Source organism: Streptomyces sp. NPDC058671, from assembly GCF_042716475.1.
Taxonomy (GTDB): Bacteria; Actinomycetota; Actinomycetes; order Streptomycetales; family Streptomycetaceae; genus Streptomyces.
This window is the reverse complement of sequence record NZ_JBHXSA010000021.1, coordinates 105,351-121,191: the sequence shown is the minus strand read 5'-3', so window position 1 is coordinate 121,191 and position 15,841 is coordinate 105,351. Positions and strand designations below refer to the sequence as shown.

The 15,841-nt window shown below is 72.1% G+C and carries 14 protein-coding genes; 8 read left to right on the top strand and 6 right to left on the bottom strand.

Annotated features, from left to right (window positions below; all coding sequences use genetic code 11):
- Window positions 1-30: 30 nt before the first annotated feature.
- From ACFWV2_RS25010 to ACFWV2_RS24975, 8 genes are all read left to right on the top strand, one after another.
- On the top strand, window positions 31-732 hold the full coding sequence (locus tag ACFWV2_RS25010) for a DsbA family protein (protein ID WP_384407846.1): 702 nt from the start codon (window positions 31-33) through the stop codon (window positions 730-732).
- 228 nt (window positions 733-960) lie between these two features.
- Window positions 961-2,139: a pyridoxal phosphate-dependent aminotransferase gene (locus tag ACFWV2_RS25005; RefSeq protein WP_360793958.1), complete on the top strand. Its 1,179-nt coding sequence runs from the start codon at window positions 961-963 to the stop codon at window positions 2,137-2,139.
- On the top strand, window positions 2,129-2,662 hold the full coding sequence (locus ACFWV2_RS25000; RefSeq protein WP_384407844.1) for a DUF6190 family protein: 534 nt from the start codon (window positions 2,129-2,131) through the stop codon (window positions 2,660-2,662). Before ACFWV2_RS25005 ends, ACFWV2_RS25000 begins: the two co-directional genes overlap by 11 nt.
- Before the next feature lie 25 nt (window positions 2,663-2,687).
- The gene (locus ACFWV2_RS24995; protein WP_384407842.1) at window positions 2,688-3,491 is read left to right on the top strand and encodes a dihydrodipicolinate synthase family protein; all 804 of its coding nucleotides are present in this window, start codon (window positions 2,688-2,690) and stop codon (window positions 3,489-3,491) included.
- Window positions 3,488-4,360: an iron-containing redox enzyme family protein gene (locus ACFWV2_RS24990; RefSeq protein WP_384407840.1), complete on the top strand. Its 873-nt coding sequence runs from the start codon at window positions 3,488-3,490 to the stop codon at window positions 4,358-4,360. Before ACFWV2_RS24995 ends, ACFWV2_RS24990 begins: the two co-directional genes overlap by 4 nt.
- Complete coding sequence (locus tag ACFWV2_RS24985) at window positions 4,357-4,830, top strand: Rieske (2Fe-2S) protein (RefSeq protein ID WP_384407838.1); 474 nt, start codon at window positions 4,357-4,359, stop codon at window positions 4,828-4,830. The genes ACFWV2_RS24990 and ACFWV2_RS24985 overlap by 4 nt, the downstream gene beginning before the upstream one ends.
- The gene (locus ACFWV2_RS24980; protein ID WP_384407836.1) at window positions 4,827-6,275 is read left to right on the top strand and encodes a purine-cytosine permease family protein; all 1,449 of its coding nucleotides are present in this window, start codon (window positions 4,827-4,829) and stop codon (window positions 6,273-6,275) included. The genes ACFWV2_RS24985 and ACFWV2_RS24980 overlap by 4 nt, the downstream gene beginning before the upstream one ends.
- A 97-nt stretch (window positions 6,276-6,372) precedes the next feature.
- The gene (locus tag ACFWV2_RS24975) at window positions 6,373-7,293 is read left to right on the top strand and encodes a PDR/VanB family oxidoreductase (RefSeq protein ID WP_384407834.1); all 921 of its coding nucleotides are present in this window, start codon (window positions 6,373-6,375) and stop codon (window positions 7,291-7,293) included.
- 72 nt (window positions 7,294-7,365) lie between these two features.
- On the opposite strand, the gene ACFWV2_RS24970 is transcribed toward ACFWV2_RS24975, so the two are convergent.
- The 6 genes from ACFWV2_RS24970 to ACFWV2_RS24945 all read right to left on the bottom strand — a co-directional run bounded on the left by ACFWV2_RS24970 (window position 7,366) and on the right by ACFWV2_RS24945 (window position 15,838).
- The gene (locus ACFWV2_RS24970) at window positions 7,366-8,445 is read right to left on the bottom strand and encodes a Zn-dependent alcohol dehydrogenase (protein ID WP_384407832.1); all 1,080 of its coding nucleotides are present in this window, start codon (window positions 8,443-8,445) and stop codon (window positions 7,366-7,368) included.
- 161 nt (window positions 8,446-8,606) lie between these two features.
- The gene (locus tag ACFWV2_RS24965; protein ID WP_384407830.1) at window positions 8,607-10,007 is read right to left on the bottom strand and encodes an aldehyde dehydrogenase family protein; all 1,401 of its coding nucleotides are present in this window, start codon (window positions 10,005-10,007) and stop codon (window positions 8,607-8,609) included.
- A 344-nt stretch (window positions 10,008-10,351) separates the two neighbouring features.
- A complete protein-coding gene (locus ACFWV2_RS24960; RefSeq protein ID WP_384407828.1) occupies window positions 10,352-11,113 on the bottom strand; it encodes a class F sortase in 762 nt (253 codons plus the stop codon).
- Window positions 11,100-11,774 carry a hypothetical protein gene (locus tag ACFWV2_RS24955; protein ID WP_384407826.1) on the bottom strand — a complete coding sequence of 225 codons (675 nt, stop codon included), beginning with the start codon at window positions 11,772-11,774 and terminating at the stop codon, window positions 11,100-11,102. Before ACFWV2_RS24955 ends, ACFWV2_RS24960 begins: the two co-directional genes overlap by 14 nt.
- Window positions 11,775-12,016: 242 nt before the next feature.
- A complete protein-coding gene (locus ACFWV2_RS24950; protein WP_384407825.1) occupies window positions 12,017-13,492 on the bottom strand; it encodes a CitMHS family transporter in 1,476 nt (491 codons plus the stop codon).
- Between the two features lie 144 nt (window positions 13,493-13,636).
- A complete protein-coding gene (locus tag ACFWV2_RS24945) occupies window positions 13,637-15,838 on the bottom strand; it encodes a molybdopterin oxidoreductase family protein (RefSeq protein WP_384407823.1) in 2,202 nt (733 codons plus the stop codon).
- Window positions 15,839-15,841 lie beyond the last annotated feature (3 nt).

Below are 15,841 nucleotides of genomic sequence, written 5' to 3'. Positions count from 1 at the left end.
GCTCCGCCCGCGCACGAACCGAGGAGAACCATGCCCGACCCGACCACCGCCGACCTGACCCCGCCGCGCGGAGTCGTCACCGTCTTCTCCGACATCTGGTGTTCCTTCGCGCACATCGCCGTCCACCGGCTGCACGCCACCCGGGCCAGGCTCGGCCTGGAGGAGCAGGTCGCCTTCGACCTGCGCGCCTTCCCCCTCGAACTGCTCAACGACGCTCCGAGCCCGCGACCGGGCACGGACAGCGAGGTCGCCCGGATGGCCAGCCTGGAACCGTCCGCCGGCTGGCAGCTGTGGCAGGCCAAGGACTGGCTCTACCCCTCCACGACCCTGCCCGCCCTCGAGGCCGTGCTCGCCGCCAAGGAGCAGAGCCTCCACGCCTCGGAGCAGCTCGACCTCGGGCTCCGCCGGGCCTTCTGGGCCGAGTCGCGCTGCATCAGCCACCGCAAGGTGATCCTGGACGTGGCCGCCGACACCGGCGCGGTCGACGTCGACGCCCTCACCGAGGCGCTCGACGACGGGCGCGCGCGCCGGGCCCTCGCGGACCAGGCCGCGCAGTCCGGGACCGACCGGGTCAACTGCAGCCCCCACCTGTTCCTGCCCGACGGCTCCGACGAGGCCAACCCCGGCATCGACGTGGGCTGGGAGGGCTCGTACGGCATCGGCTGGCCGGTGATCCACTCGGACGACCCGAAGGTATACGAGGACATCCTGCTGCGGGCCGCCACTGAATAGCTGAAAGCCGCCGCACGCGGCGGAAAAAGCCGGAGAACAAGGGGAACGACGGTCAGGCATTCCTTTCGAGGAATGCCTGACCGTCGTTCCTTTTTTTCGCCAGGAGAACATCGCGGTGATTATTAATTGCGTGACCCGGCTGTTATTCGCAAGGCCGGTCGAAGCTCCTACAGTCGTTCACGCCGCCGGAATTCCGGACGGAGATTCGTATCGACAGCGGGAGTTCTCATGTCGTTGACCGACAAGGCAGACGTCAGCACGTTCGTCGACCTCACCCAGCACGAGATCGAAGCCCTGAAGACCCGGTTCAACCTGGCCGACGCGCATACCCACCAGCGTCAGTCCGCGTCCCAGGAGCGAATCGTCTCGCGGCTCCCCGAGCTCTGGCACGAGTCCGAGTCGAAGCAGCAGGCGCACTTCGAGCGGCAGTTCCTCGACGCCTTCTTCCGACTGCACCAGCAGCCCACCGCCCGTGCGATGGACCGCACACTCCTTTCCTACTCCGCCAGCGTGTCGACCATGGTCGCCGGCATGTTCCTGAAGCAGCGCGGCAAGTCGGTGCAGCTGGTGGAGCCCTGCTTCGACAACCTGGTCGACCTGCTGCGCAACATGCAGGTGCCGATCTCCCCGCTCGCCGAGTCGGCGCTGCACGACAAGGACGCCATCTACGAGCGGCTCGTCGAGCAGGTCGACGCGGACGCGATCTACCTCGTCGACCCCAACAACCCCACCGGGTTCACGCTGCTCGCGGAGAAGCTGGAGGGCTTCCGGGAGGTGGTCCGCTACTGCGTGGACCACGACAAGGTCCTGGTGATGGACTTCTGCTTCGCCTCCTTCGCGCTCTGCGACGAGGGCATCGGCCGGGTCGACATCTACCAGCTCCTGGAGGAGTCGGGCGTCACCTACATGGTCATGGAGGACACCGGCAAGACCTGGCCGATCCAGGACGCCAAGTGCGCCATGATCACGGCCAGCCGGGACATCCAGGAGGAGGTCTACAACCTCCACACCAGCGTCCTGCTGAACGTCTCGCCCTTCGTCCTCAACATGGTCACCCAGTACGTCGAGGACTCCATCTCCGACGGCTTCGCCTCCGTCCGCGACATCATCCGCACCAACGGCGAGGCCGCCCGCGCCGCCCTCAGCGGCACCATCCTGGAGTTCCAGGAGCCGGTCGTGGGCACCAGCGTCGCCTGGTTCCGCATCAAGCCGGAGGACCTGACCGCCACCCGGCTCCAGGCCGTCCTCTTCGACGAGGAGGTGTACGTCCTGCCGGGGACCTTCTTCTACTGGAACACCAAGGAGAAGGGCGAGCGCTTCATCCGCCTCGCCCTGGCCCGCGAGCCCGAGGTGTTCGCCGGCGCGATGGAGCGGATGCGGAAGGTGCTCGAGCGCTATGCGGTCTGACGCGCGGCCGGTGGTGTTCGTCGACGCCACCCTCTTCATGGGCATGCACAGCAAGGACGACGCCGTCCGCCTGGCCGCCAAGGCCTTCTTCGCGGGCCGGCTGGCCGCGGGGGACGCCGGCGGGGTCGTCATGAGCTGGGAACAGGTCGGCCGTTGCGACGACCTGGTGTGGGGCTACGAGCGAGGGGTCCAGGACGAGTACTACCCCTTCATGGACGTCCTCCACACCGACCTGGCCATCGACCGCGCCGGCTACACCGAGGACGACATCCGCCGGGCCTGCACCACACCCGCGTTCGACGGCCTCCCCACGCACGAGCGGCTGCTGCTCGCCCAGGTCGTCGGCCGCGGGGGCGTCCTGCACACCGCGAGCCCCCGTCTGACGGGGAGGGCCGACCTGCCCGTCGTACCGATCGTGCCGGACGGCTCACACGGCACGGTCGCCGAAGCGACGTTCCCCCCGTACCTGGAAGACCTCTACCAGCGGTCGCTGGTCCTGACGGTCGTCTCCGAAAACCTCTGAAGACATTCCGAAGGGCACCCTTCTCATGCCTGACACCTACTCCGGGACCGTCGTCCCGCTGATCACCCCCCTCGACGAGCACGGAACCGTCGACGAGCAGAGCGTCGCCCGCCTCCTGGACCACGTCCGGTCCGAGGTCAGCGGCCTCATGCCGGCCCTGACCTCCGGTGAGGGCTGGAAGCTCGACGCCCGCCAGTGGCAGGACATCGTCACGTACACCGTCAAGCACGCCGACGGCCTGCCCGTCCTCGCCGGCATCCAGCTCCCCGACACCGCCGCGGTGATCGACCGGGCCCGTACGGCCGCCGAGATCGGCGCCGACGCCGTCGTCGTCACCACGCCGTTCGGTGCCGACGTGACGCAGGACCAGATCGTCGCGCACTACCGGGCCATCCGCGCGGCCCTCGACATCCCGATCTTCCTCTACAACGAGGAGGCGCTGTCGGGCAACCGGATCGAGTTCGACACCCTGCTGCGGATCTGCGAGATCCCCGGGATCGTCGGCATCAAGGAGTCCAGCGGCGACGCCGCCTTCACCCGGAAGATGGCCGAGGCCGGTACCGGCATCCCCGTCTTCGAGGGCTGGGAGAACCTGCTCGTCGACGCCCGGGGCATCCAGGGCTTCATCGGCCCGCTGGCCAACCTCGAACCGGCCCTGTGCAACGCGATGCTGGTCGACCCGACCCCCGACCGCCAGGCGGAGATCAACACCGTCTGCGAGCGGTACGGAGTCTTCCGCGACGACTGGTACCGCTGGGTCAAGAAGGAACTGCACCAGCGGGGCGTCATCTCCTCCCCCACCACCCACGAGGAGGCGACGGCGGCATGAGCACGCCCTCGTCCCACCTGTCCGTTCCGGTGGCCGCGCACTCGATCGCGGCCCCGGCCGCGACCTCCCAGCGTGAACTGCACAGCCTCTACCGGCGGGTCCCCAACCTCGGCGACTACGGGTCGATGACCGCGATCGAGGAGCGGTGGATCCTGCCCAAGGCACGGGCGTACGAGGCCTCGGCACCCTCCTTCGGCTCGGCCGGCGAGCTGCTCCAGGCGCTCAAGCAGTTCCTCGCGGAGGAGGAGGCCGCGCTGCCGGAGAGCGCGACCTTCCTCGCCGAGCACGCCACGCTCGACCAGTTCAAGGTCGTGGTGCGGCAGTTCGCCCTCGACGGTCTCACCGAGTCCGAGTCGCTGCTGCCGGTGGTGCCCCGGCTGCCGTACCGCTCGGCGATGGCGGTCTTCCGGGTCCTCATCGACGAACTCGGCTGCGGCAACGAGGAGAAGGCGCACTCCCAGCTCTACCGCGACCTGCTCACCGAGTTCGGCATGAGCCTGCGGCTCGACGACTACCTCGACGAGACGGTCCCGGAGTGCTTCGCGTACGTCAACATGTTTCACTGGCTGGCGAGCCGGGCGCCCTCGCCCCAGTACTTCCTGGGGGCGTACGCCTACTTCGAGACCAGTGTGCTGTACGCCTTCCAGAGCTTCGCGCGGGCGGCGCGGCGGCTCGGGGTCGTCCACGACGCCTACTACACCGAGCACCTCTACATCGACTCGTACCACAGCAACCACATGCGTACGGCGATCCGCTCGCTGGAGGAGCCGGACCTGGCGAAGATCTGGGCGGGGGTCCGACTGGCCTCCGACATCGTCGGCGCGGCCACGGAGGCGGCCGTCGCACGGGCGCGGGAGACCGCCACATGACCGCCGTGCCCGCCGCGCGGCGGGGCTCCGACGAGCCCACCGTCCGCCAGGTGACCGAGGACCTGGTCCTGGTCGAGGTCGCCGGCCGCAAGGTCCTCGCGGCCGCGGTCTGCCCGCACCGCGGGGGCCGGCTCAAGTACGGCCGGGTCGACGGCGACAGGCTCCGGATCACCTGTCCCCTGCACCACACGACCTTCGACCTGACGAGCGGCGAGCGCACGTCGGGTGCGGTGTGCGCGGCCCTTCGCGTGGTCGACGTCCTGCCGGGCGAGTCCGCGGTACAGGTTGCGGCCGGGGACGGACAGGGCGCGGCAGGAGGCGCTATGCCGTCCGGGCGGGGTGGCACGGCCGGGACCGGGCTGCCTTCCGGGCACGGCGCGGCCGGGAGCGTCCGGTCCTCCGGGCAGGGTGGCGCGGTCGAGACCGGGCTGCCCTCCAGCCTGGGTGGCGCGGCCGGGGGCGCCTCATGACCACCACACCGACCGGGGCGGCGCCCATCGTGGTGCCGCCCCGTGCGGGGGCCGACCACGACGGCATCGCGCCGGTGCCCGAGGCCGAACGCACCTCGACGCCCGGCGACTTCGGCTGGATCTGGCCCTCCGCGCAGTTCTCGTTCGGCACGGTCGTCCTCGGCGCGCTGCCCGTCGTCTTCGGCCTGGGCTGGTGGGCCTCGGCGAGCGCCATCGCGGTGGGCGTCGCCGTCGGCACGGCGCTGCTCGCGCCGCTGGCCCGGTTCGGCGTCCGTACCGGCACCAACGACCCGGTGGCGAGCGGCGCGCACTTCGGCGTACGGGGCCGGGTCGTCGGCAACACCCTCACGGTCGTGACCGCGCTCGGGTTCTTCGCGATCGCCGTGTGGACGGGCGGCACCGCCGTCATGGTCGCCGGCCACCGGCTCCTCGGCACCCCCACGGGTCCCGGCGCCCTGACCACCGCGATGTTCGTGACGGCGGCCGCGGTCGCGCTGGTCGCCGTGCGCGGCCACCAGACCCTGGTCCGCACCTACAAGGTGACCGCCGTCACCGGGGGCGTGGTCCTCCTCGGCACCGTGCTCGTCCTCGCCCCGGACTTCGACGCGGGCTACGCCGGCGGGACGCTCGCCCTCGACAGTGCCCTCAACACCTGGCTGCTGGCGGCGACCGCCTCCGCCACCGTGCCCCTGTCGTACGCCACCTTCCAGGGCGACTACACCCGCTTCATGCCCTCCGCCACGCCCACCGGCCGGGTGGTGCGGGCCAGCGGGATCTCCATGTTCCTCAGCAGTATCGTCGCGCTCCTCACCGGCGCGTACGTGACGACCCTCTTCCCCGTGCCCGACGAGCCGTGGCTCCAGGGTCTGACGGACGCGGTGCCGGGCTGGTTCGCGGTGGCGGTCGTGGTCTTCGGCTTCGCGGGCACCCTGCCGCAGGCGGGACTGTGTCTGTACGCGGCAGGGCTCTCCGCCAACTCGGTGTTCTGGCGCTCCTCACGGGCCGCGGTGACCACGGTGGTCGCGCTGCTCGCGGCGGCGGTGCTGTACCTCGGCGCGGTGGTGTACGACGCCATGGACGCGATGTCGGCGTTCGTGACACTCCTGCTCACGGTCGTGGCCCCGTGGGCGGCGGTGCTCTCCGTCGGGTACGTGCTCCACCGGGGCCGGTACGACGCGGAGGCGCTGCGCACCTTCGCCACGGGCGGGGGCGGGCGGTACTGGTACACGGGCGGGGTCAACGCGCGGGCCGCGGCGGCCTTCGCGGCCGGCTCCGTCGTCGGTGTGCTGTGGGTCAACAACCCCCTTTACACCGGTCCGTTGACCGGGCTCACCGGTGGGGTCGACCTGAGCCTGCCGGCCTCCTTCGTGGTCGCCGCCGCGCTGTACGGGGCACTGTGCCGCGTTTGGCCGGAACCACTGCTCCCGCCCACCGGCGGCCGTTGATCCCGCTCCCCGGGCGCCGTGGCTCAGCCCGCCGGCGGCCGTCGGTCCCGCTCACCGACGGCCGTCGATCCCGCTCACTCACCGAGGTGGCTCATTCATGTCCATGTTCCGACTCGTGGTCCGGACGGTCGTCGAGGAGGCGGAAGGCGTCCGGGGCCTGCTCCTCGCCGACCCCACGGGAGCCGAACTCGCCCCGTGGGAGCCGGGCGCGCATCTGGAGGTGACCCTGCCGTCGGGGGCGGTCCGGCACTACTCCCTCTGCGGCGACCCGGCCGACCGGAGCGTGTACCGGCTCGGGGTGCTGCGGGAGCCCGCGGGCCGGGGCGGATCGGATGAGGTCCACCGGGCTGTCGGGGAGGGCACGCTCCTCGGGGTACGGGGCCCGGTCAACCGCTTCCCCCTGGTGCCCGCCGAGCGCTATCTGTTCGTGGCGGGCGGCATCGGCATCACCCCGCTGCTCCCGATGCTCCGTTCCCTGCGGCCCGGGACGTGGTCCCTGCTGTACGGGGGCCGGAGCCTGGCGACGATGGCGTACCGCGAGGAGCTCGCCGGGCTCCCCGGGGTCACGCTCGTCCCGCAGGACACGGCGGGGCTCCCCGACCTGGACACCGCCCTCGGGGCGCTGGACCCGTCGACGGCCGTGTACTGCTGCGGCCCCGAGGGGCTGCTGCGGGCGGTGGAGGAACGGTGGCGGGGGCCGCTGCACACGGAGCGGTTCGGGGCGGCTCCCTCCGACGGGGCCTCCCCGTCGGACGGCTTCGAGGTGGAGTTGCGCCGCAGCGGCCGGACCGTGCGCGTGGAGCCCGGCGGGACCCTGCTCGACGCCGTGCGCGAGGTCGTGCCGGGGGTCGCGTACTCCTGCGAGGAGGGCTGGTGCGGCACCTGTGAGACGAAGGTGCTCGCGGGGACGCCCGAGCACCACGACTCCGTCCTCGGCGAGGAGGAGAGGGCCTCGGGGACGACCATGATGATCTGCGTGGGCCGCGCGCGCGGCGCCCGCCTCGTCCTGGACCTCTGAGACGCGCGAGCCCGTACCGGCATGGGGCCGGTACGGGCTTCCGCGTCTGCTCACGCCCTGCTCACACCGTGCTCAGAAGACCACCAGGGCCCGGCCGCCCTTGCCCGCGATCATGTTGTCGAAGGCACCCGGGATGCCGTCCAGGGTGATCCGCTCGGTCACGAGCAAACCGAGGTCGAACCGGCCCGCCCTGATGTGCTCGGCGAGGACGGGCAGGTCCACGGCCGGGTTCGAGTTGCCGTAGACGCAGCCCGCGAGGGTGCGGCCCCAGTGGAAGATCTCCAGGGCGTTGAAGGTGACCTGCTGGTCCTTGCCGCCGATGCCGACGACGGTGGTGCGGCCGCCGCGCCGGGTGGACTCCCAGGCGGTACGGATGGTGACGGCACGGCCCACGCACTCGACGGCCACGTCGACGCCCTGGCCGCCGGTCAGCTTCCGGATCTCCCGGGGGGTGGTCTCGGAGGCCACCACGTACTCGGTGGCTCCCGCCGCCCTCGCGAGGGCCTCCTTCTCCGGGGAGACGTCGACGGCGACGATCGTGGACGCACCGGCGACGCGGGCGGCCTGGAGGGCGGAGAGGCCCACCCCGCCGACGCCGAAGACCGCGACGGACTCGCCGGCGCGGACCCGCGCGGAGTGGTGGACCGCACCCCAGCCGGTGAGGACGGCGCAGCCGAGCAGGGCCGCGTCGGTCAGCGGGATCCCGTCGGGGGCGGGCAGGACGCAGTTCGCGGCCACGACCGTCTCCTCGGCGAAGGCGGCGACGTTGAGACCGGGGTGGAGTTCCGTGCCGTCCTGGGTGCGGGCGTGGACGTTCGCGGCGCCGGCCAGGGCGCTGGCACAGAGCCAGATCTCCCCCAGCGAACAGGGGTGACAGGTCCCGCAGGAGGGGGCCCAGTTGAGGACGACGTCGTCGCCGGGGGCGATGTGGGCGACCCCCTCGCCGACGGAGACGACGGTGCCCGCGCCCTCGTGGCCGAGGACGGCGGGGACCGGCAGGCGCATGGTGCCGTCGGAGAGGGACAGGTCGGAGTGGCAGACGCCGGCGGCGGCGAGCCGGATGCGGACCTGGCCGGGGCCGGGCTCGGGGAGCTGGATGTCGGTGATCTCCAGCGGAGAGCCGACGGCGGGCAGGACTGCGGCGCGGATCACGCTCGTTGCTCCTTCTGCGCTCGGAACGGTCGGACGGGTCGGACGGGTCGGACGGGTCGGGCCATGGGAAAGACGGGAAGACCCGGAGATACGGAAGGCCCGGAGGGACGGGAGGGCCCGGAGGGGGCCTCGGAAGTGCCTGGGCGGTCCGGGCCGCCCCGTCAGAACTGCAGGGACTTGGTCTGGAGGTACTCGCCGAGGCCGTGCGCGCCGAGTTCCCGGCCGACGCCCGACTGCTTGTACCCGCCGAAGGGGGCCAGCGGGTTGAACCGGCCGCCGTTGATGTCGACCTGGCCGGTCTCCATGCGCCGGGCGAAGGCGACGGCCTCCTCGGGCTCGCCCCAGACGGCTCCGGCGAGACCGTAGACAGTGCCGTTGGCGATGGCCAGGGCGTCGGCCTCGTCCTCGTACCGGAGGAGCGAGACGACCGGACCGAAGATCTCCTCCTGGGCGATCGTCATCTCCGGGGTGACGTCGGCGAAGACGGTCGGGAAGACGTAGTAGCCGGTCTCGCGCGGGGCCTCGGGGCCGCCGGCGACGAGCCGGGCGCCCTCCTCGATCCCCTTCTCGATGTAGCCGCGGACGCGCTGCTGCTGCTTGGCGTTGACGAGGGGTCCGACGCGCTCGCCGGGCACGTACTTGGCGACGGCCTCGGCGGCGAGCGCCACCGCCTCCTCGTAGCGGTCGGCGGGAATCAGCATCCGGGTCCAGGCGCTGCACGTCTGGCCGGAGTTGGACATGACGTTGGCGATGCCGACGGCTACGGCCTTGGGGAGGTCGGCGCTCGGCAGGATCACGTTGGCGGACTTGCCGCCGAGTTCGAGGGCGACGCGCTTGACCGCGCCGCCCGCGAGCGCGCCGATGCCACGCCCGACGGCGGTGGAGCCGGTGAAGGAGACGAGGTCCACGTCCGGGTGCTCGGCGAGGGCCTGCCCGGCGACCGGGCCGAGCCCCGTGACCAGGTTGAACACACCGGCGGGCAGGCCCGACTCGTGGACGGCCTCGGCGAAGAGCTGCGCGACGAGCGGGGTGTCCTCCGCGGGCTTGAGGACGGTGGTGCAGCCGGCGGCGAGGGCCGGGGCGACCTTGGCGACGATCTGGTGGAGCGGGTAGTTCCACGGGGTGATCGCGGCGACGACACCGACGGGCTCGGAGAGGACGGTCGAGTTGCCGACCTTCTCCTCGAAGGGGTGCGTGGCGGCCAGTTCGGCATACGAGCTGGCCACGGCGATCGGCAGTCCCGCGTGGACGGCCGCGGCGAGCTGCGGCGGCGCGCCGAGTTCGGCGGTGACGGTGGCGGCGATCTCCTCCGCGCGGGCGGCCAGCGCGTCGCGCAGCGCGGCGATACGGGCGCCCCGCTCGGCGGGCGGGGTCGCGGCCCAGCCGGGCAGCGCGGCGCGGGCGGCGCGTACGGCGGCGTCGACGTCCTCGGCCGTGCCTGCCGGGACATGGCCGATGACCTGCTCGTCCGCCGGGTTGACGACGGCGATGGTGTCGGAGCCTGACGCGGGGCGCCACTCCCCGCCGATGTACATAGCGTCGTGCGCGTCGTGGGCCTTCATGCGCTTCCCTCTCCTCACCCGGCCGCCCGGTGCGGCGACGTCGACCCAAACTAGCGCTGTTAGTTTTTCGGCGCCAGGGCCCCGGGACGTGCCCCCGGTCTCAGTACGGGACCGATCGTGCCGCCCCGCGGGGACCCTGTCCACGGCGGGACCCGACAGCCGGGGAGGCCCGGAACCGGCGCGGGACTCCTGGACAGGGCCGCGGACACGCCGCCGCGCCCGGTGGACGCCCGCCGGGACGGGCGGGCCCACCGGACGCGGCGGGGGGGAGGGGACGGGACCCGGGTCCCCGGTCACCGGGTCACCAGGTCCTCGGGTCACCAGGTCCTCGGGTCCTCGGGTCCTCAGATCTTCTGGGCGATGTCGGTGAGGTGGGCGAAGACGACGATGTTCGCCTCATAGCCCTTGGTGCGGTCGAAGGCTCCGCCGCAGGTCAGCAGCCGCAGTTCGGGCCGCCCGGTGGAGCCGTACACCTCTTTGTCGGGGAACTCGGCCTTGGTGTACGTACGGATGCGGTCGACCGTGAAGACGGCGACCCTGCCGTCGGCGCGGGCGACCCGGATGGTGTTGCCGGGGCTGAGCGCGTTGAGGTTCAGGAAGACGGCGGGCCCGGTGCGGGTGTCGCGGTGGCCGACGACCACGGCGGTCCCCCGCTCGCCCGGCGTGGCACCCTTCGCGTACCAGCCGACGACCCTGGGGTTCTCGACCGGCGGTGTGGCGAGCCGTCCCGCGGCGTCGAGCCCGAGATCGATGAAGGGTGCCTCGATGGTGATGGCCGGCACCGCGAGGGTGGTCGGACGCGACCGGGCCAGCGGCGCGGGCGGGGCCGCGGGCCGGGCCGGGGGCGCGACCTTTGGCCGGGACCGGGGCGCGGCTTGCGCCGGAACCCCGGTCCGCGGCTTGGGATCCTGGGCCGCGGGGGCTCCGGCCGCTCCGGCCCCGCCGGGGGCGGCGGGGCCGGCGGCGAGCGCCGGCCCGGCCGGTTCCTCGTCACCGGCCCACCAGACGCCTCCGGTCACCAGGACCACGGTGACGGTCACGGTCCTGGCGAGCCGGAACAGGCGCCGGCGCCGGCGCGTGAGGCGGGACGACCTACGCGGCGCCATCGTTGCGGCGGCGCGAGCGGCGGATCAGGACCAGGCCTGCCGTGCCGGCGAGGCCGGCGGCGACGGCCGCCCCGACGCCGAAGCCGGAGGAGTCCTCTGCGGCGATCTGCGCGCTGCCGCCGCCACCCGCGCCGACCGGGCCGTGCGGGGGCTTGTGGTGGCCGTTGCCGCCGTTGTTGTGGCCGCCGTTGTTCCCGTTGCCGCCGTTGTTCCCGTTCGGCGGGTTGGTGAAGTGGTCGCAGTCGACCTTGAAGACCTTGCTCTTCTTGGCCCCCTGCTGGCCCGTCCAGGTCCACTCGACCTTGTACATGCCGTCGGGGAGTTCGATGTCGGGCGTGTAGCCGTTGCCCGCCGGGTCGACGGTGATCGCGCCGACCCTGACCGCGCCGCCCTTCGGAGGCTGCGGCGAGATGGTCCAGTTGAGCAGCTGGAGCCCGTCGAAGCCGAGCGCGGACATGTAGAACGTGCAGACCTTGGGCTCGTTGCGCTGATCGGCCTCCGGGGTGCGGGGCGGCTCGTCGGGACGCCCGGCGTGGTGGATCTTGACGTCGCCGTTGTCACCGGGGGCGGCGAAGGCGGCGGGTGCGCCCGCGAAGGCGATACCACTGAGGGTGAGAGCGGCTGCGGCGGCACTCAGGGGCCGGGCGAGGCGAACGGACATGCGGATTCCTCCGGGATGATGTCGTCGGATATCAACCGATAGTCTGACTATCAGTCATGGCGTCGACACAGAGGGTGGCGACATGCGCGTCGCCACCCTCTGTCCCCCGTCCAGCCCAGAGGGGTACGCGGCTCGACCCCGTGACGCGCCTGGAGGGCCGGCGGCTCGGCCCGGCGACGGCCTGGAGGGCCCGTAGCGCGGCGCGATGGCGGCTTGGCGCGCCGGCGGCTCGGCCGTGACGCTCAGATGATCCCGAAGAGGACTCCCGCCGCGAGCACGACCAAGGACGTCAGCGCGGCCCACTTCACCGTGAACCGGGTGTGGTCACCGAACTCCACCTTCGCCATGCCGACCAGGACGTACACGGCCGGCACCAGCGGGCTCGACATGTGCAGGGCCTGACCTACCAGCGAGGCCCGCGCGATCTCCAGGGGCGACACCCCGTGGGCGGCTCCCGCCTCGGCGAGGACCGGCAGCACGCCGAAGTAGAAGCCGTCGTTCGACATGAAGTAGGTGAGCGGCAGGCTGAGCACGCCGGTGACCACGGCCATGTGCGGGCCCATGCCCTCGGGGATCGCGCCGACGAGCCAGTCGGCCATGTGCTCGACCATGCCCGTACCGGTCAGCACCCCGGTGAAGACGGCCGCGGCGAAGACCATGCCGGAGACGTTGAGGACGTTGTCGGCGTGGGCGGCGATACGTGCCTTCTGCTCGGCCATCCTCGAGTAGTTGACGGTGAGCGCAAGCGCGGCGCCGAGGAGGAACAGCACCGGGATCGGCAGCACTTCGAGGATCATCGCGGTCAGCAGCACGAGCGTCAGGCCGGCGTTGAACCAGTACAGCCGGGGGCGGAGCGTCGCGCGGTGGGGGTCGAGCCCCTGGAAGCCCCCGCCCGGTCCCGCGTCCGCTTCCGGTTCCGCTCCCGCGTCCACTCCGGAGCCGGTGGTCTTGTCCGGGGCGCCGGCGAGGGTGCTGGTGGGGGTGCTGGTGGGGGTGACTGCCCCGGTGGCGTTCGCGGCGTTGCCTGTCCCGACGAGCACGCTCCCGCGCCCGGTCTCGCTCTCGGTCTCGGTCTCGGGCACCAAGGCCTCGTCGAGCGTGAGGTAGCCGAGGCGCGTGCGTTCGCGGCGCCCCAGGACGTACGCGAGGACGAAGACGAACAGCAGGCCCATGCCGAGGGCGGGGATCATCGGCACGAACACGTCGGCGGCGTCCAGCTTCAGCGCGGTCGCGGCCCGTGCCGTGGGGCCGCCCCAGGGCAGGGTGTTCATGACGCCGTTGGCGGTGGCGGCCACACCCGTCATGACCACGAGGCTCATGCCGAGCCGCTTGTAGAGCGGATACATCGCCGAGACGGTGATCATGAAGGTGGTGGAGCCGTCGCCGTCCAGCGAGACGATCGCGGCGAGCACCGCCGTGCCCACGACGATCCGGACGGGATCGGCCTTGCAGAAGCGCAGGATGCCCCGGACGATCGGGTCGAAGAGCCCGACGTCGATCATGACGCCGAAGTAGACGATGGCGAACATCAGCATCGCGGCCGTCGGTGCCAGCTTGCCGACGCCTTCGATGACGTAGTCGCCGAGCTGGGGTCCCTGCCCGACCGCGACGCAGAAGAGCGCGGGGATGAGGACGAGCGCAGCGATCGGCGACATCTTTTTCGTCATGATCAGGACCAGGAAGGTCGCGATCATGGCGAAGCCGAGGACGGTCAGCATGGAGGGCACCTCACGTTCACCGTTGAACTGCCGCCGAGCGGCGGTCCGGATGACGCTAGGTGCCCTCTCCAGCCGTTAACAAGACGTTGACGCGTGAGCAATACGAGCAAAACCCCAGGTCAACGCAGGCGCCCTGGGGCAGGGTCACGGCAGGGGCGACACCTCGACGGGGAAGCCGTTCAGCACGGCGGTACCCGACAGCGGGTCGAGCCGCGATCCGTCGAGCAGCTGGTTGACGTTGACGCCGGGGCGCGCGGACGCCACGGACAGCCTGGTGCCCGGCCGGTCGTGGCCCCAGCCGTGCGGGAGGCTCACGACCCCCGGGCGTACCCCGTCGGTGACCTCGACCGGCACCTCGAGCTCGCCGCCCTCGCCCTTGACGCGCGCGAGTCCGCCGTCGGCCAGGCTCAGCCGGTCCGCGTCCTCGGGGTGCACCTGGAGGGTGCAGCGGTTCGACCCGCCGGCGAGAGCGGGGGTGTTGTGGAGCCAGCTGTTGTTCGAGCGCAGGTGACGGCGCCCGACGAGCTGGAGGACGCCCGGGGCGGGTACGGCGTCGAGTGCGGCGCGCAGCCGGGGCAGGTCGGCGGCGACGGGTGCCGGGAACAGTTCGATCCGTCCGCTGCGGGTCTTGAGGAGCTGCGGGACGCGGGGTTTCAGCGGGCCGAGGTCGATGCCGTGCGGGTGGGCCTTCAGCTCGTCGAGGGTGAGCCCGTACGGGCCGAGGCGCAGCATCAGGTCGAGCCGGCGCTCGGGCCCGGTGTCCCCGGTGAGCCGGGCCGCGAACTCCCGGGGATCGGCGCCGTACGCCGGTGAGTGTTCCTGCGTCACGGCCTTGGCGAGGGTGGTGTCGATGGCGAGCTGGTCGACGGCGGAGGGCGGGGCGCCGTGCATTCCGGAGATCGCGAGGACCAGTCGCGCGTGGATCTCGCACTCGTCCATGCGGTCCGCTTCGAGGGGTATGGCCGCGGGGGTGAAGCGGGCCTGGTCGCGGACGGCGAAGCCGTTGAAGGCGAAGTCGAAGTGCGCGCTGCGGGACGGGGGCGGCGGGGGCAGCAGGACGTCGGCGTGGCGGGTGGTCTCGTTGAGGTACGGGTCGACGGCGATCATGAGGTCGAGGGAACCGAGGGCCGTGTCGAGGCGGTCCCCGTCGGGCGCGGAGAGGACGGGGTTGGCCGCGATGGTGATCACCGCGCGGATACGCCCCTCCCCCGGAGTCTCGATCTCCTCGGCGAGCGCGACCATCGGCAACTCGCCCTTGGCCTCGGGGTGGTGGGAGACCCTGCTGTGCCGGCGCCCGAGGGCGAAGCCCCTGCCCGGTCCGGCCGGTCGCGGGGCGGCCGCGGTGGCGGAGAGCGGGAAGAGGGCGCCGCCGGGACGGTCGAGGTTGCCGGTGAGGATGTTGAGGACGTCGACGAGCCAGTTGCCGAGGGTGCCGTAGGCCACGGTGGAGCTGCCCATCCGGCCGTAGACGGCGGCGGTGGGCGCGGCGGCGAGTTCCCTGGCGAGGGCGCGGATGGCGTCCCCGTCCACGTCGCAGGCGGTGGCGACCGCTTCGGGGCTGAACTCCCGTACGGCGGCGCGTACCTCGTCGACCCCCTCCACATGGGCGGCGAGCGGGCCGAGGTCGGTGAGACCCTCCTCGAAGAGGGTGTGGACGAGGGCGGCGAGGAGGAGAGCGTCGGTGCCGGGACGGATCGCGACGTGCCGGTCGGCGAGGCGTGCGGTGCGGGTCCGCCGGGGGTCGACGACGGTGAGGGTGCCGCCGCGCCTGCGCAGTGCCTTGAGCCTGCCGGGGAAGTCGGGGGCGGTGCACAGGCTTCCGTTGGAGTCCAGCGGGTTGGCTCCGAGGATCAGCAGGTGATCGGTGCGGTCCAGGTCCGGCACGGGGACGGCGAAGGGGTCTCCGAACAGCAGGCCGCTGGAGACGTGCTTGGGCATCTGGTCGAGCGTGGACGCCGTGAAGACGTTCCGGGTGCGCACCGCGCCGATCAGCAGAGGTGGGTAGAGGGCGCCGGCGATCGTGTGCACATTGGGGTTGCCCAGGACGATACCCACGGCGTCCGGCCCGTACTCCTCGATGATCGGTCGGATTCCCGCGGCGATCGTGTCGAACGCCTCCTCCCAGGTCGCCTCCTGGAGTCGCCCGTCCTTGCGGACCAGGGGGGCGCGGAGCCGGTCGGGATCGCCGTCGACCTCGGGGAACGCGGCGCCCTTGGGGCAGATGAACCCCTGACTGAAGATGTCGTCGCGGTCGCCACGCGCCGCTGTGACGCGGGTCCCCTCGATCGTCAGGGTCAGTCCGCAGGTCGCTTCGCAGAGGGGGCAGATGCGCGGGGCGGTGGGCATGGG